This window comes from Rhodopseudomonas sp., assembly GCF_036404135.1.
In the GTDB taxonomy this organism is placed as follows: Bacteria; Pseudomonadota; Alphaproteobacteria; order Rhizobiales; family Xanthobacteraceae; genus Rhodopseudomonas_A.
Genome location: NZ_DASWPE010000168.1, coordinates 35,638 through 58,865 on the forward strand (window position 1 = coordinate 35,638; position 23,228 = coordinate 58,865).

Annotated in this window: 23 protein-coding genes; 10 read left to right on the plus strand and 13 right to left on the minus strand. The window is 65.1% G+C overall.

Going from position 1 to position 23,228, the window contains the following annotated elements; translation table 11 throughout:
- The first annotated feature begins 56 nt into the window (after positions 1-56).
- A complete protein-coding gene (locus tag VGC77_RS19535) occupies positions 57-281 on the plus strand; it encodes a NepR family anti-sigma factor (protein ID WP_331173226.1) in 225 nt (74 codons plus the stop codon).
- Positions 281-829, plus strand: a complete 549-nt coding sequence (locus VGC77_RS19540; protein WP_011474437.1) for a sigma-70 family RNA polymerase sigma factor — start codon at positions 281-283, stop codon at positions 827-829. The genes VGC77_RS19535 and VGC77_RS19540 overlap by 1 nt, the downstream gene beginning before the upstream one ends.
- Before the next feature lie 99 nt (positions 830-928).
- Here the strand turns inward: VGC77_RS19540 and VGC77_RS19545 are convergent, their stop codons facing one another.
- The 3 genes from VGC77_RS19545 to VGC77_RS19555 form a co-directional block, all read right to left on the minus strand.
- Positions 929-2,602, minus strand: a complete 1,674-nt coding sequence (locus VGC77_RS19545; RefSeq protein ID WP_331173227.1) for a CHASE domain-containing protein — start codon at positions 2,600-2,602, stop codon at positions 929-931.
- A gap of 226 nt (positions 2,603-2,828) precedes the next feature.
- Positions 2,829-3,461, minus strand: coding sequence for an urease accessory protein UreG (gene ureG, locus VGC77_RS19550; protein WP_331173228.1), 633 nt, complete (start codon positions 3,459-3,461; stop codon positions 2,829-2,831).
- Positions 3,462-3,702: 241 nt separating this feature from the next.
- Complete coding sequence (locus VGC77_RS19555; protein WP_331173229.1) at positions 3,703-3,927, minus strand: hypothetical protein; 225 nt, start codon at positions 3,925-3,927, stop codon at positions 3,703-3,705.
- A 159-nt stretch (positions 3,928-4,086) separates the two neighbouring features.
- Here VGC77_RS19555 and VGC77_RS19560 point away from each other — a divergent pair, with 159 nt between their 5' ends.
- Together VGC77_RS19560 and VGC77_RS19565 are read left to right on the plus strand one after the other, a co-directional pair.
- Positions 4,087-4,542: a hypothetical protein gene (locus VGC77_RS19560; RefSeq protein ID WP_331173230.1), complete on the plus strand. Its 456-nt coding sequence runs from the start codon at positions 4,087-4,089 to the stop codon at positions 4,540-4,542.
- A gap of 329 nt (positions 4,543-4,871) precedes the next feature.
- Positions 4,872-5,135 carry a hypothetical protein gene (locus VGC77_RS19565; protein WP_331173231.1) on the plus strand — a complete coding sequence of 88 codons (264 nt, stop codon included), beginning with the start codon at positions 4,872-4,874 and terminating at the stop codon, positions 5,133-5,135.
- A gap of 121 nt (positions 5,136-5,256) precedes the next feature.
- On the opposite strand, the gene VGC77_RS19570 is transcribed toward VGC77_RS19565, so the two are convergent.
- On the minus strand, positions 5,257-7,395 hold the full coding sequence (locus VGC77_RS19570; protein ID WP_331173232.1) for a molybdopterin oxidoreductase family protein: 2,139 nt from the start codon (positions 7,393-7,395) through the stop codon (positions 5,257-5,259).
- 168 nt (positions 7,396-7,563) lie between these two features.
- Between VGC77_RS19570 and VGC77_RS19575 the strand changes: the two genes are divergently transcribed.
- A complete protein-coding gene (locus VGC77_RS19575) occupies positions 7,564-7,884 on the plus strand; it encodes a hypothetical protein (protein ID WP_331173233.1) in 321 nt (106 codons plus the stop codon).
- A 41-nt stretch (positions 7,885-7,925) separates the two neighbouring features.
- Here VGC77_RS19575 and VGC77_RS19580 read toward each other — a convergent pair whose 3' ends face one another.
- Both VGC77_RS19580 and aadR read right to left on the minus strand, forming a co-directional pair.
- Entirely contained in the window at positions 7,926-9,155 is a 1,230-nt protein-coding gene (locus VGC77_RS19580; RefSeq protein ID WP_331173234.1) for a cyclic nucleotide-gated ion channel, read from the minus strand.
- A gap of 51 nt (positions 9,156-9,206) precedes the next feature.
- The gene (gene aadR / locus VGC77_RS19585) at positions 9,207-9,926 is read right to left on the minus strand and encodes a transcriptional activatory protein AadR (RefSeq protein WP_184262650.1); all 720 of its coding nucleotides are present in this window, start codon (positions 9,924-9,926) and stop codon (positions 9,207-9,209) included.
- A 203-nt stretch (positions 9,927-10,129) separates the two neighbouring features.
- Here aadR and VGC77_RS19590 point away from each other — a divergent pair, with 203 nt between their 5' ends.
- The gene (locus VGC77_RS19590; RefSeq protein WP_331173235.1) at positions 10,130-10,444 is read left to right on the plus strand and encodes a cytochrome c; all 315 of its coding nucleotides are present in this window, start codon (positions 10,130-10,132) and stop codon (positions 10,442-10,444) included.
- Here VGC77_RS19590 and VGC77_RS19595 read toward each other — a convergent pair whose 3' ends face one another.
- The 3 genes from VGC77_RS19595 to VGC77_RS19605 are packed head-to-tail and all read right to left on the minus strand — an operon-like array spanning position 10,445 to position 13,472.
- Positions 10,445-11,551: an ABC-type transport auxiliary lipoprotein family protein gene (locus tag VGC77_RS19595; RefSeq protein WP_331173236.1), complete on the minus strand. Its 1,107-nt coding sequence runs from the start codon at positions 11,549-11,551 to the stop codon at positions 10,445-10,447.
- A 5-nt stretch (positions 11,552-11,556) separates the two neighbouring features.
- Complete coding sequence (locus tag VGC77_RS19600; protein WP_331173237.1) at positions 11,557-12,333, minus strand: ABC transporter ATP-binding protein; 777 nt, start codon at positions 12,331-12,333, stop codon at positions 11,557-11,559.
- Between the two features lie 2 nt (positions 12,334-12,335).
- Positions 12,336-13,472 (minus strand): ABC transporter permease, encoded by a 1,137-nt coding sequence (locus tag VGC77_RS19605; protein ID WP_331173238.1) that lies wholly within the window; start codon positions 13,470-13,472, stop codon positions 12,336-12,338.
- A gap of 163 nt (positions 13,473-13,635) precedes the next feature.
- Between VGC77_RS19605 and VGC77_RS19610 the strand changes: the two genes are divergently transcribed.
- Positions 13,636-14,049, plus strand: coding sequence for a hypothetical protein (locus tag VGC77_RS19610; RefSeq protein ID WP_331173239.1), 414 nt, complete (start codon positions 13,636-13,638; stop codon positions 14,047-14,049).
- Positions 14,050-14,061: 12 nt separating this feature from the next.
- Here VGC77_RS19610 and VGC77_RS19615 read toward each other — a convergent pair whose 3' ends face one another.
- Positions 14,062-16,761: a bifunctional acetate--CoA ligase family protein/GNAT family N-acetyltransferase gene (locus tag VGC77_RS19615; protein ID WP_331173240.1), complete on the minus strand. Its 2,700-nt coding sequence runs from the start codon at positions 16,759-16,761 to the stop codon at positions 14,062-14,064.
- Positions 16,762-16,963: 202 nt separating this feature from the next.
- On the minus strand, positions 16,964-17,389 hold the full coding sequence (locus VGC77_RS19620) for an HPP family protein (protein ID WP_331173241.1): 426 nt from the start codon (positions 17,387-17,389) through the stop codon (positions 16,964-16,966).
- A 251-nt stretch (positions 17,390-17,640) separates the two neighbouring features.
- Here VGC77_RS19620 and VGC77_RS19625 point away from each other — a divergent pair, with 251 nt between their 5' ends.
- Positions 17,641-19,209 carry an AAA family ATPase gene (locus tag VGC77_RS19625; protein WP_331173242.1) on the plus strand — a complete coding sequence of 523 codons (1,569 nt, stop codon included), beginning with the start codon at positions 17,641-17,643 and terminating at the stop codon, positions 19,207-19,209.
- Between the two features lie 8 nt (positions 19,210-19,217).
- Here the strand turns inward: VGC77_RS19625 and VGC77_RS19630 are convergent, their stop codons facing one another.
- Positions 19,218-20,993 carry a PHA/PHB synthase family protein gene (locus tag VGC77_RS19630; RefSeq protein ID WP_331173243.1) on the minus strand — a complete coding sequence of 592 codons (1,776 nt, stop codon included), beginning with the start codon at positions 20,991-20,993 and terminating at the stop codon, positions 19,218-19,220.
- A gap of 48 nt (positions 20,994-21,041) precedes the next feature.
- A complete protein-coding gene (locus tag VGC77_RS19635) occupies positions 21,042-21,659 on the minus strand; it encodes a TetR/AcrR family transcriptional regulator (protein WP_331173244.1) in 618 nt (205 codons plus the stop codon).
- A gap of 157 nt (positions 21,660-21,816) precedes the next feature.
- On the opposite strand from VGC77_RS19635, the gene VGC77_RS19640 reads away from it, so the two are divergent.
- Both VGC77_RS19640 and VGC77_RS19645 read left to right on the plus strand, forming a co-directional pair.
- Positions 21,817-22,143 (plus strand): hypothetical protein, encoded by a 327-nt coding sequence (locus VGC77_RS19640; protein ID WP_331173245.1) that lies wholly within the window; start codon positions 21,817-21,819, stop codon positions 22,141-22,143.
- A 48-nt stretch (positions 22,144-22,191) separates the two neighbouring features.
- Positions 22,192-23,228: HlyD family secretion protein (locus VGC77_RS19645; RefSeq protein ID WP_414709700.1), on the plus strand; the 1,037-nt coding region annotated here is incomplete at its 3' end.

Below are 23,228 nucleotides of genomic sequence, written 5' to 3' on the forward strand. Positions count from 1 at the left end.
ATCAAGAAAATTCCTCGGCATCGGGGACTTCACCTCGGGGAAAACATGGAACTGTCATGAAAGATTTCAAGGCTCAAAAGACTGCCGCGCCGGCAAAGCAGGGCGGCCTGAACCCGGAGATCCAGTCCCGCATCGGGCACCAGTTGCGCGCGATGTATGATGACGTGGTTCGGCAGGGCGTGCCTGATCGCTTCGCAGAGCTGATCCGGAAGCTTGATGCCCCTGGTGGATCATCCCCGGACCTGATTGGCGACGCGGGCAAAACCGAAGGGAGAGACTAATGCCTCTCACTGACTCACTCCGCGACGATATCCTGGCGGCGGTCCCCAGTCTGCGAGCTTTTGCGATTTCGCTCAGCGGCAATGGCGACCGGGCTGACGATCTGGTTCAGGAAACGCTGCTGCGCGCCCTGGCCAATATCGACTCCTTCCAACCCGGCTCCAACCTGCCGGCCTGGCTGTTCACGATCCTGCGCAATCTGTTCCGCTCGGATTACCGCAAGCGGCGGCGGGAGGTCGAGGACGCCGAAGGCAGCTATGCCAAGACGCTGAAGTCACAGCCGGGACAGAACGCCCATCTCGAATTCGAGGAATTCCGAGCCGCCCTCGAAAAGTTGCCGCAAGACCAGCGCGAGGCGCTGATCCTGGTCGGAGCCTCGGGATTCTCTTATGAAGACGCCGCCGCGATCTGCGGCTGTGCGGTCGGCACCATCAAGAGCCGCGTCAACCGCGCGCGCTCCAAGCTGAGCGCGATGCTGTATGTTGACGGCGCCGAGGATTTCGGCCCGGACGACACGGTCCGTGCGGTGATCGGCGGCAGCGGCGGCTGATCGCAAGCCATCGACAGCGAGGAAAGCGGCCGGCAGCGGCCGCTTTTTGCCGTTGCCGCGGCGCGCGGGGCGGCCGCGTTGCCACGGATGGCCGCGCGGCTACCGCGGCTTGCGGGCGCTGTGCAGCGGCGCCGAGATCTGTTCGGTGCGGTCGCGCTCGGTCATGTCGACCACGGTGTCCATCGGCGCGGTGACTTCATAGACATAGCTGACATCGGTGAAATAGCGCTTGGCGGTGCCGCCCAGCGCCTCGGGCGCCACCCGATCCAGCAGGATGGTGCCGAAGTCGCTGTCTTCCCGCCGGGTCGCCGCACTGGTGTTGAATTCCTCCCAGCGGAAATGGAAGGTGGCGTCGGCGCCGGTGCCCTCGACCTCCCATTGCGCCACCACATTGGGATGCTTGCCGACCAGCGACAGTCCCTCGTCGGTATGCGAGGCCAGCTCGAAAAACAGCAGCGACAGGCTCTGTGCGGCGCGGGCACTGACCATGATGTCCGGACCATTGACCGCGATGCGTTCGGAATGCGGGATGGCGCGGGCCTCCAGCAGTCCGCGCAGCTTGACGCCCTGCCATTGGCTCTCGGTCAGCAGCGAGACCACGTTCGACATCGCGTGGATCCGGCCGATCAGCAATTCGCGGGCGACCTCGACGTCGGAGCCGTGACGCAGCGTCCGCGTCACGATCGACTGGATCACCGCCAGAATGTTCTTCACCCGGTGATTGAGTTCGTCGATCACCGCGGTCAGCCGCCGCTCGAAGCCGATCCTGACCTGGATTTCCCGCCGCAGCCGCAAATTGCTGTAGGCGACATAGCCGAACAGACCGCAGACGATGCCGGTCAGCGCAATGCCGATCGCCGCCACCATCGCCGCCATCTGCTGCGCCCGGGCGAACGAACTCTTCTTGGCATAATACGCCAGCGACCAGTCGCGCCCGCCGAACCGTTCGGTGCGCTGCGCCGACGGCGCCGGGGTGACGCCGTCCCGTACCACGGTCCGGACCGAGACATCGCCGCGATCATCCGCGACCAGCTCGGCATCGGCGTTGCGCGGATCGATCAGCACCACGGAAAACAGCGAATTGTCGTCATTGGCCAGCATCAGCGGCCCGAGCTCATAGGAAAAGGTGACGAAGCCGGCCGGCACGTCGTTGCCCTGCTGCAGCACCGGCGCCACCAGCACCAGGCCGGTCGGCCCGCCGGCATGCAGCAGCGGCGTGGGATCGGAGGCGACCGGCGTGCCCTCGGTCGCCGCGCGGGCGAAGATCGGCCCCAGCAACGGATGATCGGTCAGGCTGCGGCCGACCAGGCCGGCGGTCTCGGAGTTTCTCGGCTCGAGGTCCATCAGCACTTCGAGCGGCTTGTCGAGCTGCGCGGCCTGCAACGGCTGACCGTCAAAGTTGCGCAGCTGAGAATTGGGAAATCCGGCTTGCCTGAGAACCCTTTGCGCGGCATCGAATTCCGCTGGCTGCAACCGGGCGACCCAGCTTGCCACCACGAAATCGGTCTTGAAGGCGTAGATCGAATTGCGCAGCGGCTCGAGCATGTCGGCCTTGACGATCGACGGGGTGCGAAACAGGCCGGATGCGACCCGCCCCAGCAATTCGCGCTCGGTCAGCCGATCCTGAACCAGGCTGGCATGAACATCGATCGCCCGCGCCAACGCGATCCGGTCGATCGCCAATTCCTGCTGGTGAACGCGATAGGCCGCGAGCCCTGAAAGCAGAACCCCAACGATCGCCGCCAAACCGATGATGAATCCCAGCCGAACCACTCGCTCACTCAGCAATCAGATAATAAGGCGACATCGCGGATGATCCGCATGACCGGCATGTAGCGTGACTGGCGCAATGACCCGAACAATGAAGGCGCGGTCATTGAAACGCAACTGGCGATTGGCACCTGGTTGATCGCACCGATCATTCGGACCCGGGGTAATGCAATCAAGCAGCGCCGAAATCGTTCCGCGCAGCAGCAACGGACAACCGCCCGACGTGCGGCTAGGCCGGCGAGGCCGCGGCGCGCAGACCACCCTTGGCCTCGATAAAACCGATGACGTGCTCGAGCCCGTGAAAGGTCTTCAGGTTGGTCATGACAAACGGCCGCTCGCCGCGCATCCGCTTGGCATCGGCGCGCATCTTGTCCAGCGAGGCCCCGACATGCGGCGCCAGATCGATCTTGTTGATCACCAGAAGATCCGAGCGAGTGATGCCGGGGCCGCCTTTCGAGGGGATCTTGTCGCCCGCCGCGACGTCGATCACATAGATCGTCAGATCGGCCAGCTCCGGCGAAAACGTAGCAGCCAGATTGTCGCCGCCGGATTCGATCAGCACCAGGTCGAGATCCGGGAATCTGGCCCGCATATCGGCGACCGCAGCGAGATTCATCGAGGCATCCTCGCGGATCGCGGTGTGCGGGCAGCCGCCGGTTTCGACCCCGACAATGCGATCCGGCGTCAGCGACCCGGAACGAACCAGGAATTCTGCGTCCCATTTGGTATAGATGTCGTTGGTGATGGCGGCGATCTGATAGCGATCGCGCATCTCCTTGCACAGCAAATCCATCAGCGCGGTCTTGCCCGACCCGACCGGACCACCGATGCCGACGCGGAGCGGGCCATGATAATCCGACATGTCAGTTCCTGATCAACTCAGCTAATCGCAGCCGCCCGGCGCCTCCCCGAAGCGTCAAACCGGGACGCTCAGCGGCGCTCGCTTATATAAAGAGCAACATTGCGCGCCGGACAGGCTGCAAATCGCGTACCTGTCGCACACTGTTCGCATCAAGACTCACCCGAACTCACAATGCAAGCCCGGCAGCACCGGGCGTCGTGCACGCGCGGCGCCGTCATCGCTTCTGTCGCCACATTCGCGGTCAGGCGGCGTTCGTCGCCTGTTCTTTGGAGACCGCGCTCTTCTGCTTGACGGCTGCGCTGCCTTGCACTCTCTTGATCGGCTTGCCATAGCGCGATAATGCCTCGAGCTCTGCCTCGAGTTCGGCCTGTCGAGCCGCGACTTTCTCCGCCAACTTGTCAGCGACGGTATCGCGCAGCGCGGCCAGTTCGTCGATGCTCAGGCTATCAAGTTCAATCTTGACCATCGGGTCCTCCAACTGCTGTTGGGCTACCGACTACCTTCCTGCCTCGCAAGGCGGTGGCCGAATTATCCACCGCCGAGCCCGATCTGGCTCACTTGCCTTCATTTTGATTGACGCATCAGCGAGCGTTGGACCAAATTGATTCGCAAGGCTGGGACATACATGAATTCGTGGAAACAGGAACGCGATCGGTTCGGGGGGCGAACGCAGCCAGCGGCGGACGCCGCGGCAGCGCATAGCCCGACGGGACAGCATGAGTTGATCCGAGCGAAACACCTTGCGGCGAAAGACTTCCCGCCGAAGGTTCTGCCGGCGAAAGACTTGCCAGCAAAAGACTTGCCCGCGAAAGACTTGCCAGCAAAAGGCTTCCCCGCAAGAGACTTGCCAGCAAGAGACCTGCCAGCAAGAGACCTGCCGCTGATCGAGGCGCCGCTGATCGATCCGCCGCCGGCCCGGCGCAGCGAGCTCGATGCGGCGTCGGAGCGCGCCGACATTGTTCGACGCGTCGCCGCCTTCCGAGATCATCAGATCAGGATCCGGCAACAGCGCGAGGCTTACTACGACGCCGTGCTGGCCAAGACCCGCGCCGCACTGCGTAGTGATACGGGGCGAATCTGAGCTTCGCCGGCGGCGCCCCTCGTCCCTCGCGACGAAATTCCGGCTCATCGGGCCAACTGATCAGTGCGTCACGGCCGCCGCTCGGCTGCAATTGTGTCGAAATCCTTTCCGAACAGATAACGGCATTGTGCGTTCGAACTCGCCGCGGCGCCGGTGGAACCGGAAAACTCGGGTTTGGTATCGATTTGCACGCAAATCCGGTTGAAAATTAGTAGCACTACTCGAATTTGGTCCTAATTAGTACGATGGTGCTGGATCTGATTATCCAAAATGCATTTGTCGATCCGCAAAGGCTGTAGTAGAAGAACGCTTTGATAAAGGAGCGACTAGTGGCTAAGAAAACTAAAGCGAAGACCGTAAAGAAGACTGTGAAGGCCAAAGCGGCCAAGACCGTCTCTAAGACCGTCTCCAAGGCGAAGACCAAACCGAAGATCACCCGCCGCGAATATACCAAGGAAGACGTGAAAGAACTTCGCGCCCACTCCAAGGCGAAGACGCCGGTGGCAAAGATCGCAAAGCTCACCAAACGTACGGTGGGATCGCTGCGTCAGAAGGCTCTCAAGCTCGGCATCGGGCTCGGCCATCAGCGCTAATGTCTATCGGAGGCCTTGTGCCTCCGAAGACTTTATCTGTGTCCGTCCAGTTTTTGTCTGTCCAGGTTGACGTCTGCCATGCCAATGGCCCGCGGCACATCCTGAACAACACGTCCGGCCGTCAGTCGTGATCGGCCGGCGCCGGGCCTGCGAATGGCGTCAATGCTTTCCGGGCCCAGACTTTGTTGTCATGAAATGCCGCGCCGCCGTGAGGGGCGACCGGATCAGCGCCAGTCAGGACGTTGATTCCGTTGCCTCCGGCATGGGCGTGGTTCGGATGAATTGACTCCGCCACCAACACCCCCTGTCGCACGCCATCGAACAACTTCACGTTGAGCGTGGTTTCGCCGCGTCGATTTCCGAGTGTCACGGCCTCGCCGTCGCCGACATCGAGCCGCGCCGCATCGGCGGGATGCATCAGCACGGTCGGGCGGCCCTCCCGGCTGCGCGACGACGGCGTCTCGGTGAAGCTGGTGTTGAGGAAACTACGCGCCGGACTGGTTGCCAGCCGGAACGGGTGCTCAGCGTCGGCCTGTTCGATTACCGCCCAATGGTCCGGCAGCGCCGGCATCTGCTGCCACGGCCCGACCAGCCCGGCATGGTTGAGGCCGAGCTGCGACCAATCCGCCTTGAAGTGAAACTTGCGATCCGGATGCGCAAAACCGTCGAGGTAGTGCGCGGCGCGGAAATCCGGCTGCACGTCGCGCCACAGTTCGGCCTGCAACGCGTCGATGCCGCCGCGGCCGCTGCGTTGCAGCGTGGCGTCGATGATGTCGCGCGCGCTCAGTTCGAATGCCTGGTGTTGGGCATTGAGCCGCACCGCCAGCGCCTGAATGACCTGATGATTGGAGCGGCACTCGCCCGGCGGCTCGATCAGCTTGGCGCCCACCGAAATGTGCTGATGACCGCCGCCATAATACAAGTCGTCGTGCTCCATGAACATGGTGGCCGGCAGCACGATGTCGGCGATCTGCGCGGTCTCGGTCATGAACTGCTCGTGCACGGCCACGAACAGATCGTCGCGCGCAAAGCCCTGCCGGACCAGCGCCTGCTCCGGCGCCACCGCCATCGGGTTGGTATTCTGGATCAGCATCGCCTTGACCGGCGGCCCGTCGCGCAGCGCCTCGGGATCGCCGGTGAGAATCCGTCCAATCTTCGACTGATCGAGCCGCCGCGCCGCGGGGTCGATGCTGTCGAGTCCCTCGATCAGCGTTTTGTCGAAGCCCCAGATCGCGCCGTTGTTGAAGAACGCGCCGCCGCCCTCATACTGCCAGGCGCCGGTGACCGCGGGGATGCACAGCGCCGCGTGCATTTGCGCCGCGCCATTGCGGCTGCGGGTGAAGCCATAGCCGAGGCGGAAAAAGCTGCGCCGGGTTTCGCCGATCGCCCGCGCCAGGCTCTCGATCTCCTCGACCGGCACCCCGCAAATCGCCGAGGCCCATTGCGGCGTGCGGCCGGCCAGATGGGCTTCGAGTTCGTCCGGGCAGTCGGTGTAACGCGCCAGATAGTCGCGATCGGCGTAGCCGTCGCGAAACAGCACGTGCATCACGCCGCAGGCCAGGGCGCCGTCGGTGCCCGGCCGCAGCAGGATCTTGATATCCGCCTGCTTCATGGTCTCGTTATCGTAGATGTCGATCGCGACGATGCGGGCGCCGCGTTCCTTGCGGGCGCGGGTGGCGTGGGTCATCACGTTGATCTGGGTCGACACCGCGTTGGTACCCCAGATCACCACCAGATCGGATTGGGCGATTTCGCGCGGGTCGACGCCCGCGACCTTGCCGGTGCCGGCGGCGAAGCCGGCCCAGGCGATGGTCGAACAGATCGTGCCGTAGAAGCGCGAGTATTTCTTGACGTTGGCCAGCCGGTTGATGCCGTCGCGCATCACCAGCCCCATGGTCCCCGCGTAATAATAGGGCCACACCGATTGGGCGCCGTGGTCGCGTTCGGCCTGCTCGAACCGCATCGCGATCTCGTCCAGCGCCTCGTCCCAGGAGATCCGCGCAAATTGCCCGGAGCCGCGAGGCCCGCAGCGTTTCAAGGGATGCGGCAGCCGGTCCGGATGGTGGATCCGTTCGGCGTAGCGCGCGACCTTGGCGCAGATCACGCCGGCGGTGTAGCTCTGCCGCTTGGAGCCGCGGACGCGTCCGATCTTCGCGTGGTCGACCACCTCGACATCCAGCGCGCAGGCCGACGGGCAATCATGAGGACAGGTGGAGTGCCGAACCTCGAGGGCCGGTGATACGGTGGAAGACAAGGCCATGGCCAAAAAGATAACACGCCTCGCCGCGGCACGAAATGCTAACCCGCCCCGGGGCGGCATCGACCCGGGACCGGCTTGGCGGTCGCGGAACCGGGCGACGTTGACGATCGCCGGCAACTCCTGGCCGGTTGCGGAGTTAGCTCGCCACCCACTGGATCGGAACGCCTGATGCACTCCGCTGCAAAATTTCAGTTCGAGCGCATCGTGCGCGAGTACGCGCGCTGGCGCGCGGTCGCGGAGGACGAACGCTCGCCCGCCGCGGCGTGGTGGTGGGGGCCGGCGTTGCAGCTGCGAGACCAACCCGAAGCAATGCCGTCGGAGTTCTGCGGTGCCTTGGGTTTGCCGCAAGGTTCGAGCTTTGCCGACGCGGCGCGCGTGTTGCTCGCCGCGATTGCGGAACAGACGTCATTGCCCTGGCCTGATGAGTTCCCGCGGATCCGCCGGCGCGCCAACCGCGACCACGCCGCCGGCGAGTTGACGCTGGCCTGAAGTTCACCGTCCGAAGTTGCCGGCGGCAGCGAGCACCGCCGCTACAGCGTTCCGCCGGAGATCGCCTCTGCCTTGGCGGCCGGATCCATCTCGATCGGGGTGCCGCTGCGCCCATGCATGATCTTGTTGATCTTCTTGGCGATTCCGGGCTCACGCGCGATCAGCGCACGCAGATCATTGGCGTCCAGCACCAATAGCCTGAGCCGCGACACCGCGCGCACCGTGGCGGAGCGCTCCATCCGCTTCAGCACCGCGCTCTCGCCGAAGAAATGCCCGGGGCCGAGCCGGATGCGACGGCCCTTCTGATCCGGGCCAAGCTCGATCTCGGCCTCGCCCTCGGCGATGAAATACATCGAATGCGCCACCTCGCCGCGACGAAATACGATGTCGCCGCGGTCCATCTGGCGCGCCTGCAGCAATTGCATGATATGCGCGATGTCGCCGGCGGTGAGGTGCGAAAACAGCGGCACCCGCGCCACCATGCTCCAATTGACGATGAAGTCGCGGCGATGGATCACTTCCGAGAACGCGTTGGCGACGATGCCGACCGGCAGCGCGATCATCACCAGGCCGCCGATGATGGTGAACGAGGCGACCATCTTACCGAGCCCGGTGGCCGGCACCACGTCGCCGTAGCCGATCGTGCTCAGGGTGACGATCGCCCACCACATCGCCTCGGGAATGGTGCCAAACTTGTCCGGCTGCACCTGGCCCTCGATCAGGTGCATCGCGGTGGCGGAGACCAGCGTCGCGCACAACAGGATCACCAGGCAGGCGCCGAGCGCGCGCCGCTCACTTTCCAGCACCTCAAGCAGCGAGCGCATGCCCGACGAATAGCGCGCGAACTTCAGCACCCGCAGGATGCGCAGGATGATCAGCACGCGCAGATCGTCGAAGCCCAAGAGCGCGATCCACAGCGGCGCCACGGTTAGAAAATCGACGACGCCCTGCGGGCTCAGCACGAAAGCCCGGCAGGCCGCGAACGGCCGCATCTGGCGATACGGCAAATGCTCCGGCGCGATCCAGACCCGGATGTAGTACTCGATGCTGAACGCGGCGAGGCTGACATATTCGATCCATTTGAACAGCAGGCCGTAGTCGGCGCGCAGCTGCGGCACGGATTCAACCACCGTGGTGGCGATACTGAGAATGATCAGAAAGATGATCGCACTGTTGACGATGCGTCCGGTGCGCGAACCCTGCGGCGAGGATTCCAGGATCTCGTAGAAATAATGGCGGGCTCTGGCGTGAAACGCCCGGCTGTCGCGCATGGCCTTAGCCTCGATTGAGCCCGGAAGGCCGCTGCGCCGATACGATGGCCGTCAGGCCGCCGCCAGGGCGTCGAAGCGTTTCGGATCCAGCACGCGGACTCCGTCCGGAACGATGACGATCAATTTTTCCCGCTCGAGCTTGGTGAATGTCCGGCTGACCGTCTCGATGGTCAGACCGAGAAAATCCGCGATGTCCTGTCGTCCCATCGGCAGCATGACCGTCTTTGTCACGCCTTCGACGCGCGCCAGCCGATCCCGCCAGCCGACCAGAAACGCTGCCACCTTCTCCTCGGCCGAGCGGCGTCCGAGCAGAAGCATCTGATCCTGGGCCTGACCGAGTTCGCGGGTAGCGAACTCATTCATCCTCAACAGCATATGTGGCTTGTTTTCGATGAAACGAGTGAAGGGTCCCTTAAAAAACCGGCAGGTGACCACGGTGCCGATGGCGTCGGCGGAGAAACTGTAGCGGCTGGTCGGCGCCATGCCGAGAAAATCGCCGGGCAGCGCGAAGCCGATGATCTGGCGGCGGCCGTCGGGCAGCAGCTTGTAGAGCCGCGCAATACCTTCGGTCAGGCTGTAGACCGAATCGGCGATTTCGTCCTCGGAGAACAACGCTTCTTTCGGCGCGTAGCGGACATGCTGGGCCATCCGCTCGAATTCCTGATGCTCGACCGGGTTCAGTTCGGCGCAGATCGCCAGCGGCCGCACCGCGCAATGCGTGGCGCAGCGGAACTCTTCGCAGGAATTGTTGGGGAAGGCGAGATGCGGCATGCGTTACTCCGGAGTCGGTCTCGTTTGGGCTACAGGTCTGTCTTGCCGCGGCGCCGTTTCGATGGAGTTCGAAAGCTGCCTCAGAATCGCTAATATGTTCGCAAATTGTCAAGACGACTTGACACAGATCAATGCTGAAGGGCAACGCTACTTCATGGTCAGATCGGCGCCGTTGACGTCTTTTAACAAACCGACCGGGCCCCATGCGGATCGCTTCAACCTGCCTCGCACTCACCCTGCTGATGACCAGTTGCGCGGTCGCCGCCTCGCCAGCTGAACGCCGCGGCAAGTCGTTTGCAAAAGCACATTGCTCCCGCTGTCATTCGATCGACCGGGTGCACCCGAGCCGGCTTGACCGCGCGCCGCCGTTCCGCACGCTACACCTGCGCTATCCGATCGAAACGCTGGCCGAAGCCTTCGCCGAGGGCATCTATACCGGCCATGCCGCAATGCCGGCCTTCGAGCTCACACCGAGCCAGATCAACGATTTGCTCTCATTCCTGAAAACTCTGGAATAGTTACAGAGTGGCCGCGGTCCACAGGATCAGCTCCTTGGCGGCGCTGCCGAACGCCTGATCGAAGGCCGCCAATGCTGCGAGCGGCTCCGGCTTGTCGAGCGGCGCGCTGGCGCGAAACAGCTTCGCCGCAACCTGTTTGCCGTCCTTGCCGACGATCTTGGCGGAGAACGCCACCTCGGCGGCCAATTCCGGCGCGCCGGTGATCTCGAAGCTGCGGATGTCGATCAGCAGTTGGTGATCGGCCTGCGGCGCATCCGAGGCACGCTGCGGCGCGTGGGCGATATCGTAGTTTTCAAAGCTCTGGATCAGTTTCGCCTGCACCAGCTTGGGAATGCTGTCGCTCCACTGGAAGCCGGCGAAGGCCGGATAGTCCAGGCCGGGCGCGAACAGGATCCGCTGGGTGTCGAACATCACCACGAAGGTCGGCTCGGCGATCGCCAGCTGTGCTTTGGCGGGCTTGCCGGGCGGCGGAAAATCGGTCGGGGCGCGAAGGTCGTACACCACCTTGGTCACCACCGGCTTGTCGGCGCCGGTCATGCGCTCGACCCCCGCCATGATGCCGTCGATCTTGCTGGCGTTGCGCGCCAGTGTTTCGGCGAAGGTGCGGATATCGGCGATCGTCGCCTTCAGCGGCTCAGCATTCTCGGTCAAGACGGTATCGACCTTGCGCAGCGCATCGCGCGCGGCCTGCGTCATGCTCTGGCCGGCGCCGGGATCGGCGATCAGCGTCGGCACCGTGCCAGACGAGGCCAGTTGCGTGCCGCCTTCCAGCGCGATCACCGGCACGCCGGTCAGGCCCTGGAAATCCAGCCCGACCTTGGTATCGGCGCGGACCGGCGTTGCGGCATCGACGCCGATCGTGGCATTGACCTGACGCGGATTGTCCGGCGCCAGCGCCAGTTCAGTGACCTCGCCGACGCGGATGCCGTTGAACAGCACCGCGGCGCCGACCAACAGGCCCGGCACCGAGCCGTTGAACTGCACATGATAGCTGGTCCGCGCGCCGAGGCCGCTGGTGTTGTGCAGCCAGAACACGAAGCCGAACACCGCGGCGATCGCCGCCAGCACGAAGGCGCCGACGATAATGAAAGGCGCACGGGTTTCCATGATGCCTAGTCCTCTGTTGGTCGCAGCATGCGCGAGCGTTTGCCGTGGAAATAGGCCCTCACCCACGGATGGTCGGAATTCAGCAATTCACGCATCTGGCCGATGGCGACGATCTTGCCGTCGGCCAGCGCGGCGACGCGGTCGCACACCGTGTTGAGGCTGGCGAGGTCATGCGTCACCATGAACACGGTGAGCTTGAGGGTTTTCTGCAGGGTCTGGATCAGCACGTCGAAGTCGCCGGCGGCGATCGGGTCGAGACCCGAGGTCGGCTCGTCGAGAAACACGATGCCGGGATCGAGCGCCAGCGCCCGCGCCAAGGCCACCCGCTTGGTCATGCCGCCGGACAGTTGCGCCGGAAACTTGTCCCAGTCGTCGGGCGCGAGCCCCACCATCTCCAGCTTGGCGGTGGCGATCTCATCCATCAGCGTTTCAGAAATCGTGAGATTTTCGCGCAGCGGAAACTGCACGTTCTGCCGCGCCGTCAGCGAGGAGAACAGCGCGCCCTGCTGAAACAGAATGCCCCAGGCCGAGGCGCTGCGGCGCCGGCCGCCGAGCATGGCTTCGGCCTCGCGGCCCATCACGTCGATTTCGCCGCTGCGTTTCGGGATCAGCCCGATGATGGTGCGCATCAGTACCGATTTGCCGCCGCCGGAGGCGCCGACCAGGCCGAGGATCTCGCCGCGACGGACATCCAGCGACAGATGATCGATCACCACCTGATCGCCGAAGCCGACGACAAGCTCGTGCACACGGATCGCAAATTGCTCGGCCATGGCGTCCATCGCTACATTCCGATCGAGGCGAAGAACACGGCGAACAGCCCGTCGAGCACGATCACGCAGAAGATCGACTTCACTACCGATGTGGTGGTCTGCCGGCCGAGCGATTCCGCGCTGCCCTTGACCCGCAGGCCTTCGCTGCAGGCGACGATGCCGATCACCAGCGCCATGAACGGCGCCTTGATGATGCCGACCTCGAAATGGGTGATCGAGACCGCTTCATGCAGTCGCGCGATGAAGATGGTCGGGCTCATCCCGCCATAGAACCACGCCACCAACCCGCCGCCATACAGCGCCGCCATCGCGCCCAGAAAGGCCAGGATCGGCAGCGCGATGATCAGCGCGATCACCCGCGGCAGGATCAGCACCTCGACCGGGTCGAGGTCCATGGTCGACAGCGCGTCGATTTCCTCACGCATTTTCATCGAGCCGAGCTCGGCGGTATAGGCGCTGCCAGAGCGCCCGGCGACCATGATGGCGACGATCAGCACGCCGAGTTCGCGCAATACCAGAATGCCGACCATGTCGACGACGTAGGACTCCGCGCCGAACTTGCGGAAGTGAAAGATGCCTTGCTGGGCGATGATGGCGCCGATCAAAAAGGTGATCAGCCCGATGATCGGGATCGCCTGCCAGCCGACGCGGTAGATCTGATAGACCAGCGAGGTCAGCCGCAGCGAGCGCGGCCGGCGCAGCACGCCGAGCAGCGCGTTGGCCAGCGCGCCCAGCATCTGCAGGAAGGCGAACAGGTCTTGCCGCGCGCCCCATGTGGCGCGGCCAATATCTTCCAGCCGCGCCAGGATCGGGTTCTGCCGCGCGCCGCCCGATGGCTTGCGGCGATTGACCTGGCGGACCTGATCGATCAGTCCGGCGTAGCGGTCGGCGACACCGACCAGACTGGCCGGCGGTCCGGCCTGCGCCGCCCGCCGGGCGATCTTTTCCAGCAGCCAGGCGCCGAGCGTGTCGATTTCATGCAGCTCGGCAAGGTCGATGGTCAGCGCCTTGGCCTCGCGCAATCGCGGCGCAATGCCATCGAACAACTGCTCCAACGCCGCGGCATTGACCGCGGTCCATGAGCCGCCCGGACGCAGCAACAAACCATCGTCCTTGCTGATCGTGTCGAGCAGCGGTTGTGAACTCAAGCGCGTTGTCCCCTCAAAGGCAAGGTCGTCGCCGGACCGGGTTGATGCAAATCAATCAGCGCGGTGCTCACTTCTCATAAGCTTACGTTGAATCGCAGTCCAATGCGAACCCGGTCGATTGGCCGCACAGGGACGAGACAGACGATAGAGATTGGATTCTGATATGACCAAGGCCCCGCCCACGGCTATCCTGAATTCCTCACTGCCCTCGACTTTCCGTCAAATCAGGCTGGAGCTGGCCCGCGAGCCCGGGCATCCGGAAGGCGAAGCCGACATCGCCTATATTGTGATCGCGCCGCTCGACGACAATGGCCGGATCGATCCGGAGCAATGGAAGAAGCATCGCGACGCCTGCCGGGTGGCGCGCTTCCGCCCCGACGAAGACGATCGTCGCGGTCATCTGGTGCATCGCCCCGGCGGATCCTGGGCGTTTCAATACGACGTCACCGGCGATACCCGGCCCGACGAAACCGGCTACCACTTCCAGGACGAGTGCTTCGTGCAGGACGAATACGTCTCGATCAACGACGGTGGCAAGATGCACACCTTCCGCGTGGTCTCGGTGACGCATCTGTAGGCCGCACAACGGTCACGGTTTCTTCAGCGCCAGCTTGACGTCGCACAGGTCGCTGTCGTCGGGATCGGTATGGACCGCGAAGCCGAGCGCGCGACACATCGCCAGCATCACGACGTTTTCGCGTAGCACCTTGCCGGAGACCTGTTTGAGGCCTTCGGCGTGCGCGTAGTCGATGATCAATTGCATCAAGGCCCAGCCCAGCCCTTTGCCCTTGAGATCGGAGCGCAGCAGGATGGCGAATTCGCCGTTCTCATAGATCGAGTCCGAATGCAGCCGGACCACGCCGATCAATTCCTCGCTGGCCTCGTCGATGGCCACGAACGCCATGGCGCGGGCGTAGTCGAGCTGGGTCAGCCGGGCGATGAACGGATGGCTGAACTCCTTCATCGCGGCGAAGAACCGCAGCCGCAGGTCCTGCCGGCTGATCTGTTTCAGGAAGCCCTGCAGCGCCGCTTCGTCGTCGGGTCGGATCGGCCGCACATAGACCCGCCAGCCGTCCTTGACCAGCAGATGCCGCTGCCATTGCGCCGGATACGGCCGCACCGCGAAATGCGCGTTGCCGGGGCCGGCGAACTGCCTGACTTCGGGACCGATCGCCACCCGGGCGTCGAGCGCCACCACGCCATGCTCATCGGCCAGCAACGGGTTGATATCCAATTCGTGGATCTGCGGCAGATCCGCGGCCATCTGCGACAGCTTGACCAGCGTCAGCGCGATCTCGTCGGTCCTGGCGGCTGCGACATCGCGGTAGCTGCGCAGCAGCCGCGCGATCCGCGTCCGCCCGATCAGATCATGCGCCAGCTTGAGGTCGAGCGGCGGCAGCGACAGCGCCTTGTCGTCGATCACCTCGACGCCGACGCCGCCATGGCCGAACACGATCACCGGCCCGAAGGTCGGATCGGCGGCAATGCCGAGGATCAGCTCGCGCGCCTTCGGCCGCACCATCATCGGCTGCACGATCACCCCGGCGATCCGCGCCTGCGGCCGCAGCATCCGGGCGCGCGCCATGATCTCCGTGGCGGCGGCGCGGACCGCGTCCGCCGAGGTGAGATTGAGCACCACGCCGCCGACGTCGGATTTGTGGGTGATGTCGCGGGACAGGATCTTGACCACCACGGTCAAGCCCTGCGCCAGCAACGCCGACGCCTGGCTTGCCGCCTGCTCGGCGTCGGCCGCCGCCAGCACCGGCAGCATCGGGATCTGGTAGGCGTCGAACAGCGCCTTGACCTCGACCGGATCGAGCCACAGCCGGCCCTCGGCAACCGCCGTTTCGACGATGCGGCGCGCGGCCGCGACGTCGGGCGCGAAATCCTTCGGCAGGCTCGGCGGGACTTCCGACAGCGCGGCGACCGCCTCGCGATGCTGCACCAGATGCATGAAGCCGCGCACCGCGTCGTCTTCGGTCGGATAGTTCGGAATCCCGGCGGCGTCGAACATCCGCGTCACGCCGTCCTCGGCGCCGACCCAGACCGCCAGCACCGGCTTCGGCGGCGCCTGCGCGGCGCGATGCTCGCTGACGATCCGCGCCACCGTGCTGGAAATATCGCTGGTGCCGGTGATCGAGGTCTGCACGTTCATCACCAGGATGGCGTCATTGTCGGGATCGGCCAGCAGCGCCTCGAGCGCCACGGTGTAGCGCGCGGCATCGGCGTCGCCGACGAGGTCGATCGGGCTCGCTCCCGACCAGGTGTCGGGCAGCGCGGCATCGAGCGTCTTCTTGGTCGCGGGCGAGAGCGCGGCCGAAATGCCGCCGAGTTCGACCAGCCGGTCGACCGCCAGCACGCCGATGCCGCCGCCATTGGTGACGATGGCGAGCCGCTTGCCGCGCGGCGCGGCGATCCGTCCCAGCGTCTCGGCGCAGTCGAACAGTTCGCGCAGATCGAACACCCGCAGCGCGCCGGCGCGGCGGAACGCGGCATCGTAGACCGCGTCGGCGCCCGCCAACGCGCCGGTATGGGTCGCCGCGGCCTTGGCGCCCTGCGCCATGCGCCCGGATTTCACCACCACCACCGGCTTGATCCGCGCCGCGGCGCGCGCCGCCGACATGAACTTGCGGGCGTCGCGCACCGCCTCGATGTAGAGCAGAATCGCCCGGGTCTGGGTGTCGAGCGCGAAATGATCGAGCAGGTCGGCGATGTCGACGTCGAGCTGATCGCCGATCGAGACGATGCCGGAAAAGCCGATGGATTTCTCCGCCGCCCAGTCCACCATGCCGGCGGCGATCGCGCCGGACTGCGAGATCAGCGCCAGATGCCCGGCGCGCGGCATGTGCGCGGCGAAGCTGGCGTTGAGATGCACGGCGGGCAGCATCACGCCGAGGCAGTTCGGGCCGATCAGCCGCAGCCCGTGGGCGCGCGCGGCGCGCTCGGCCGCCTCGGCGAACGAACCCGCGCCGCGGCCGAGCCCGGTGCTGATGATCACCGCGCCGGCGGCGCCAAGCTGCCCCGCCTCGGCGACGATCGCCGGCACGGTTCTCGCCGGCGCGGTGATGATGACCAGATCGGGAACAAACCCCAGCTCGGCCAGCTTGCGCTTGGTCGCGGCGCCGCCGATCTCCGAATAGCGAGGATTGACGATGCCGAGCGGGCCGTGGAATTGCGCCGCACTAATATTGTTCAGGATCGCGCGGCCGAGCGAATTCGGCCGCGGACTGGCCCCAACCAGCGCCACCGAACGGGGCGACAGCAGGCTGCTCAACCGATAGTTCGACATCTGACCTCGGCACCGACGCTGCAGGCGGAAACACCACGTCAAGCCGGCGTTGCCGAGCAACCGAGTCCTGCTTGCGATCGATATACCAACATCTCGCGGGCGTGAAGTCGAGCCTTGCCGCACCAAAATCGATCCGGCGCGACGGATCGGCGCAGCGCTCACAACCTGCGGTGATGCCTCGCGAGCGGGCGCAATGCCGGCGTCAATGCCGCGTGCAGTCCGACAGCGCGTGCATGATGTCTTCGCGCGAGATGATGCCCATCAGCTTGCGGTCGTTGTCCACCACCGGGATGCTTCTGGTCTGATGGTCGATCATCAATTGCAGCACCCGCGTCAGCTTGATCTCCGGGTGCACATAGATGAAATCCGGCGTCATCACGTCGCCGACGGTGCGATTCATCAATTCGTCATAGTGCGGCACCATGTGAATGGGCGCGAAGGCGAAACACTTCAGAAAATCGTACTTGGTCACCAGCCCGATCACCTCGCCGTCCTCTTCGACCGGATAGGCGTTGTAATCGTCGCGATTGAACAGTTCCTGCAATTCGCGCATGGTCATATCGCGCTTCACGGCCTTCACCGCGCGCGTCATATAACCGGCCACATTCGCTTCGAGAAATCTGTACAAGTCCTGTCCAATCGATCTGTGCGTCACGTCGGATTCTCGCCGATCACATGGAACAGCAGAATCAAGCGTGCCACGCTGTCGCGGCGCGCCCGCCCTGTCCACTACACCGCAGCCTTGCGGATTTGAATTGATCAAAGTCAAACTACCGCGTCGATTGAGCTATAGTCGCTCGTCGCTGCTGATCTACACAGCTTGCGGTAGTTGTTCCCGTTGTGAAGTTCGCTTTACACTGCCCGTAAATGTACCGATCCATGGTAATTTCTTGTGCATCCGACGATCTGCAACAGCAAATCTTCACCTTCCTGGCGAATCCGGCAAGCCATGGCGATGAAGCGGTGCAGGTCATCAATACGCACGGCGCCGCGGTGTTTCTGGCGGGTGACCGGGCGCTGAAAATCAAGCGCGCGGTGCGGTTTCCCTATCTCGACTATTCGACCCTGGCGAAGCGCAAAGCCGCTTGCGACGAGGAAGTGACGGTCAACCGGATGTTCGCGCCGCAGATCTATCGCGGCGTCGTTCCGATTACGCAGCGCGACGACGGCCGGTTCGAGATCGATGGCGGCGGCCGGGTGGTGGAATGGGCGGTCGAGATGACGCGGTTCGACGAGCAACAGACCGTCGATCATCTGGCGCGCCATGGCGCGCCGCGGCCGGCGCTATTGCGCGACATCGCCGACGTGATCGCCGCTTCGCACGCGGCGGCGCCGCTCGCCGCAACCGCGCCCTGGATCGATTCCATATCGCGGATCATCGCCGGCAACGGCAAGGCGTTCCGCGCCGGCGGCTTCGACGCCGCGCAGATCGACGCGCTCGATGCCTTAAGCCGCGCCGCGTTTGCGCGGCTGCAACCCCTGCTCGTTCGCCGCGGCGAGCAGGGCCACGTGCGGCGCTGCCATGGCGACCTGCATCTGGCCAACATCGTAGTAATCGAGGGCAAGCCGGTACTGTTCGACGCCATCGAATTCGACCCCTCGATCGCCTCGACCGATGTGCTCTACGACCTCGCTTTCGTGATGATGGATTTCATCGACTATGACCGCGCGGGCGCCGCCTGCGTCGTGCTCAACCGCTATCTCGCCAGCACGTCGGACGACCATCTCGACGCGCTGTCGGCACTGCCCTTGCTGATGTCGATGCGCGCCGCGATCCGCGCCAATGTAATGCTGTCGCGGCCGGCGCGGGATCAGGCGCAAGGCGCGGAGATCCGACGCAGCGCGGAGCGCTATTTCGCGCTGGCTCGCCGGCTGATCGCGCCGCCGCCGCCGCGGCTGATCGCGATCGGCGGCCTGTCCGGCACCGGCAAATCGCTGCTGGCGCGCGACCTCGCTGGCGCCATCGCCCCCTTGCCCGGCGCGATCGTGCTGCGCTCCGACGTGACGCGCAAACAGCTTTTCAAGGTCAAGGACACCGACCGACTGCCGCCCGAGGCCTATCGTCCCGAGGTCACCGCCGAGGTCTATGCAACGCTGGCAACACGCGCCGCGCGCATTGTCGCGCAAGGCCATTCGGCGATGGTCGATGCGGTATTTGCGCGCGAGGACGAACGCCATGCCATCGCCGCAGTCGCCGCACGCGCGCAAGTGCGGTTCGACGGCCTGTTTCTGACCGCCGATCTGGCGACCCGGATCGACCGCGTCAGCCGCAGGGTCGGCGACGCCTCGGATGCCACCGCCGAGATCGCCGCGGCGCAGCAGGCCTTTGATGCCGGCGTCATCGACTGGACGCTGGTCGACGCCGCGGGCACGCCGGAACAGACGCGGCAACGCGCAACCGTGGCGCTGGGCGGCGATGGCGCCGTGCGCTCGATCACCGAGCGATAGCTGCAAACTCAGCGCTGCAGCACGTAGCTGCCGGGCGCGTCAGGCAACGCCAAATTATCGGCGCCGCGGCCGCCGAGCGGCGGCGGCGCGACCATGTCGCCGGATCGCGCGCCGAGCCAGCGCACCCACTCCGTCCACCACGAACCGTCGACATGCGGCGCCAGTCTCAGCCAATCGTCGGGGCCGATATAGCGCGCGTCGGCCGGCTTGGTCAGCACCTGGTAGGAACGACCATGGTCGGCGGGCGGCGCGACGATGCCGGCATTGTGGCCGCCGCTGGTCAGGAGATAGGTGATCTCGGCGTCGGCAAGAAAATGAATCTTATGCGTGGATCTCCAGGGCGCGACGTGATCGCGCAGCGTACCGACCACGAACATCGGAGTGTGGATGTCCGACAGCGACACCGGCCGGCCGTCGACCGCATAGCGGCCGCCGGCGAGATCGTTGTTGAGGAACAGCTTGCGCAGATATTCCGAATGCATCCGATACGGCAGCCGCGTCGCGTCCGCGTTCCACGCCATCAGATCGCTCGGCGGGGCGCGCTCGCCGATCAGATAGTCGTGCACCACCCGCGACCAGATCAGATCGTTGGAGCGCAGGATCTGGAACGCGCCCGCCATCTGCGTGGTGTCGAGCACGCCGCGGTCCCACATCATGTCCTCGAGAAACGCCACCTGGCTTTCGTTGATGAACAGCGTCAGCTCGCCGGCCTCGGTGAAATCGGTTTGCGCCGCCAGCAAGGTGATCGAGGTCAATCGGTTGACGCCGTCGCGGGCCATCGCGGCGGCGGCGATCGCCAGCAAGGTGCCGCCGAGGCAATACCCCACCGCATGGATTCCCACTGCCGGCACGATCCGGGCGACTTCTGCAACCGCGGCGTCGACGCCGAGCCGGCGATAATCGTCGAAACTGATGTCGCGGTCGCGCGGTTCGGGATTGCGCCACGAGATCATGAACACGGTGAAGCCGGCGTCGACCAGGAATTTCACCAGCGAGTTGTGCGGCGAGAGGTCGAGAATATAGTATTTCATGATCCAGGCCGGCACGATCAGGATCGGCTCGGCATGGACCGTCTCGGTGGTGGGCGCGTACTGGATCAGCTCGATCAGGTGGTTGCGGTAGACGACCTTGCCGGGCGTGACCGCGACGTCGCGGCCGGCGACGAAATCCTCGGTTCCGGCGGCCGGCTGGCCGGTCATCATGCGGTTGCAGTCTTCCACCCAGTTGCGGACGCCCTGGACGAGATTGGCTCCCCCGGTTTCGAGGGTCTTCTCGATCACCTCGGGATTGGTGAAGGGCAGGTTCGACGGCGAGACCATGTCGAGCATCTGCCGGGCGACGAAGGAGACGACCTCCTCGTGATGCGGGCTGACGCCGGGCACCTCATGGGTGACGTTGTGCCACCATTGCTGACTGAGCAGAAAGCCCTGCGACCAGAAGCTGAAGGGCGGTCGGCGCCAAGCCTCCGCGCTGAAACGGGTATCGCCGGGCAGGGGCTCGATGCAGGGCGCGGTGTCGGGGGCCGTCAGCGCTGCGGCGCAATGGGCCGCGAGACGGTTCAGCTTGCGCCCGGCCTTGTAGGCCAGTTCGGCGCGCTTGCCCGGAGCGCTTGCCAGATGCAGCGACCAGTCGAAATAGGCGAGAGCCAGCGCCGATGGCGAAAGCCCGCCGCTGAACTGCGCCGTCAGCGCCTCGCGCATCCGGTCGATCGAACCGAAGGCCTCCAGCCCGAGGGCGTCGGAATCCGTGCCGGCCGAGGGGATCGCCGTCCTTTCGGGTGTCATGTCGCGCCTTTCCACGTTTCAGCGTCCGCCCTGCCGCTGGCGGTGATGTCAGCCCGGTTCGGGCAGGCCGCTTTCGTCATGCGGGATCGTGCCGCCTGGCGCGGCGATGCAGGTCGTCACGATTTGCTCGAGCAGGAGCTGGATCGTGTTCCGGCCGTCGTCGCGCAGTCCCTTGACCTCCAGCACGTCGCGAAGAATGGCGAGGCCGGCGAAGGCGGAGACGATGAGCGCCGCCCGCTGCTCGCCACCTGCACCGAGCCTCTCCGTCAGGGGGGCGATGAAAATCTGCTGCACGAAACGCTGCAGGATCGGCTGGGTCCGCTCGCTGCCGAGGGAACGGATCGCGATATGGAGAGGATCGACCACCCGCAGGCTCGAATCGCGTCGATGCGTGAAGAAATGCCGCGTCAGTGCCGCGCCGAGGTCCGGCGCGGCCATGGCCTCCCGCAAGCCGTCGTCGAAGGACAGCTCGAGGACGGCGGTGAACAGCTCTTCCTTGGAACCGAAGCTGCGATGCACGAGCGCGACATCGACGCCGACATCCGCCGCGATCTCGCGCAATGTCGTCTCTTCGTAGGAATGCTGTGAGAAACGCAGCATCGCGGCATCGAGGATGCGCTGCCGCGTGCGCAGGCCGGAGCGCCGGATGGTCGTCTCGATCGCCATGAAATCCGAGAATTCGTCTTGCCGCGTGGATGCAGGGACAATACGGTAATTTTATCAACAATCGTTGACATGAATCAATGCGTGACGCTCGGCTCCGGGTTCACCTGCCTCTCGCCCTGCTGCTCAGGGGCGTGCAACAGATGGAAGGGCTCCCGCCATGGCTGTGGACAAAACCGTCGCTCAACCTGCTCCCGATGCCGCGCCCGGTACAGGGGCGATGCCCTCCGCCGAGGCCGTCTTCGCGTGGTGGACGGACAGGCCGGCCGCGTTCGGAGAACTTATGTCCGGCGTCCTCGCGCAGACGGAGGCGCTGATGCGCCGGCAGGCCGATTTCGTCGGCGAGCTGTCGCGCTGTAAGCAGATCTCGGATGTCGCGTCTGTGCAGACGCGTTTCGTCCAGGATGCCTGGAGCGAGGCCGGACGGGATGCGCAGGCGGCCTTCGCGAAGCTGCGCGGCGCCTTCCTGCCGACGAGCGAGACCTGAAGATCTGTGTCGCCGCGCATGCGGCGGCCGGCAAGAGGATGACGTGAGATGATGGGTATGAAGCGCGGCTGGCTGGTCGGATTGGCCGCCCTTATCGTGGCGGGCGTGGCCTATGTCGGCTGGCAGCGCTTCAAACCCGGCGATCTGCCCGAGGGCATCGCTGGCGGCAATGGCCGGATCGAGGCAGTCGAGATCGACATCGCCGCGCGCAGCGCCGGCCGTATCCGGGAGATTATGGTCAACGAGGGCGATTTCGTCACGGCCGGCCAGATCATCGCCCGGATGGATACGGACCAGCTCCAGGCCCAGCGGCGCGAGGCGGACGCGCAATTGCGGCGCGCTGTCATCGGCATCGATACGGCAAAGAGCCAGGTAACGCAGCGCGAGGCCGAGAGGGAGGCCGCCTCGGCGGTCGTCGCCCAGCGCGAGGCCGAATACGACGCGGCCCAGAAGCGTCTCGTCCGAACCGAGCAACTCGCCGATCGCGGCAATGCCTCCGAGCAGGTTCGCGACGATGACCGGGCCCGCGCCGAGGGCGCGAGGGCCGCCGTCGGCGCCGCCAAGGCCCAGCTTGCCGCCAGCATGGCCGCGATCGGCGCCGCGACATCGGCGGTCGTTGCGGCCGAGGCGAGCGTGGTCGCGGCGCAGGCGACGATCGAGCGGCTGGATGCCGATCTCGCCGACAGCGAACTCAAGGCACCGCGCGACGGGCGCGTGCAATACCGTGTCGCCCAGCCCGGCGAGGTCGTGGCGGCCGGAGGGCGCGTGCTGAACCTCGTCGATCTCGGCGATGTCTACATGACCTTCTTCCTGCCGACCGAGCAGGCGGGGCGCGTCGCCTTCGGCGCGGAGGCGCGCATCGTGCTCGACGCCGCGCCGCGCTACGTCATTCCCGCCTCGATCTCGATGGTGTCGGATGTCGCCCAGTTCACGCCGAAGACGGTCGAGACCGCACAGGAGCGGCAGAAGCTGATGTTCCGCATCAAGGCGCGCATCGCGCCCGAGCTGCTCCGCAAATACATCCAGCAGGTCAAGACCGGCCTGCCCGGCATGGCCTATGTCAAGTTCGCCGGAGACGCGGTCTG

Excerpts from the sequence above, each read along its gene's own strand:
- VGC77_RS19575 (WP_331173233.1), top strand. The coding sequence starts at position 7,564 with ATGCACTCCGCTGCAAAATTTCAGTTCGAGCGCATCGTGCGCGAGTAC.
- VGC77_RS19625 (WP_331173242.1), top strand. The coding sequence starts at position 17,641 with ATGGTAATTTCTTGTGCATCCGACGATCTGCAACAGCAAATCTTCACC.
- ureG (WP_331173228.1), bottom strand. The coding sequence starts at position 3,461 with ATGTCGGATTATCATGGCCCGCTCCGCGTCGGCATCGGTGGTCCGGTC.
- VGC77_RS19570 (WP_331173232.1), bottom strand. The coding sequence starts at position 7,395 with ATGGCCTTGTCTTCCACCGTATCACCGGCCCTCGAGGTTCGGCACTCC.
- VGC77_RS19580 (WP_331173234.1), bottom strand. The coding sequence starts at position 9,155 with ATGCGCGACAGCCGGGCGTTTCACGCCAGAGCCCGCCATTATTTCTAC.
- VGC77_RS19630 (WP_331173243.1), bottom strand. The coding sequence starts at position 20,993 with ATGACACCCGAAAGGACGGCGATCCCCTCGGCCGGCACGGATTCCGAC.
- VGC77_RS19535 (WP_331173226.1), top strand. The coding sequence starts at position 57 with ATGAAAGATTTCAAGGCTCAAAAGACTGCCGCGCCGGCAAAGCAGGGC.
- VGC77_RS19590 (WP_331173235.1), top strand. The coding sequence starts at position 10,130 with ATGCGGATCGCTTCAACCTGCCTCGCACTCACCCTGCTGATGACCAGT.
- VGC77_RS19560 (WP_331173230.1), top strand. The coding sequence starts at position 4,087 with ATGAATTCGTGGAAACAGGAACGCGATCGGTTCGGGGGGCGAACGCAG.
- VGC77_RS19640 (WP_331173245.1), top strand. The coding sequence starts at position 21,817 with ATGGCTGTGGACAAAACCGTCGCTCAACCTGCTCCCGATGCCGCGCCC.
- VGC77_RS19595 (WP_331173236.1), bottom strand. The coding sequence starts at position 11,551 with ATGGAAACCCGTGCGCCTTTCATTATCGTCGGCGCCTTCGTGCTGGCG.
- VGC77_RS19610 (WP_331173239.1), top strand. The coding sequence starts at position 13,636 with ATGACCAAGGCCCCGCCCACGGCTATCCTGAATTCCTCACTGCCCTCG.
- VGC77_RS19555 (WP_331173229.1), bottom strand. The coding sequence starts at position 3,927 with ATGGTCAAGATTGAACTTGATAGCCTGAGCATCGACGAACTGGCCGCG.
- VGC77_RS19540 (WP_011474437.1), top strand. The coding sequence starts at position 281 with ATGCCTCTCACTGACTCACTCCGCGACGATATCCTGGCGGCGGTCCCC.
- VGC77_RS19635 (WP_331173244.1), bottom strand. The coding sequence starts at position 21,659 with ATGGCGATCGAGACGACCATCCGGCGCTCCGGCCTGCGCACGCGGCAG.
- VGC77_RS19600 (WP_331173237.1), bottom strand. The coding sequence starts at position 12,333 with ATGGACGCCATGGCCGAGCAATTTGCGATCCGTGTGCACGAGCTTGTC.
- aadR (WP_184262650.1), bottom strand. The coding sequence starts at position 9,926 with ATGCCGCATCTCGCCTTCCCCAACAATTCCTGCGAAGAGTTCCGCTGC.
- VGC77_RS19615 (WP_331173240.1), bottom strand. The coding sequence starts at position 16,761 with ATGTCGAACTATCGGTTGAGCAGCCTGCTGTCGCCCCGTTCGGTGGCG.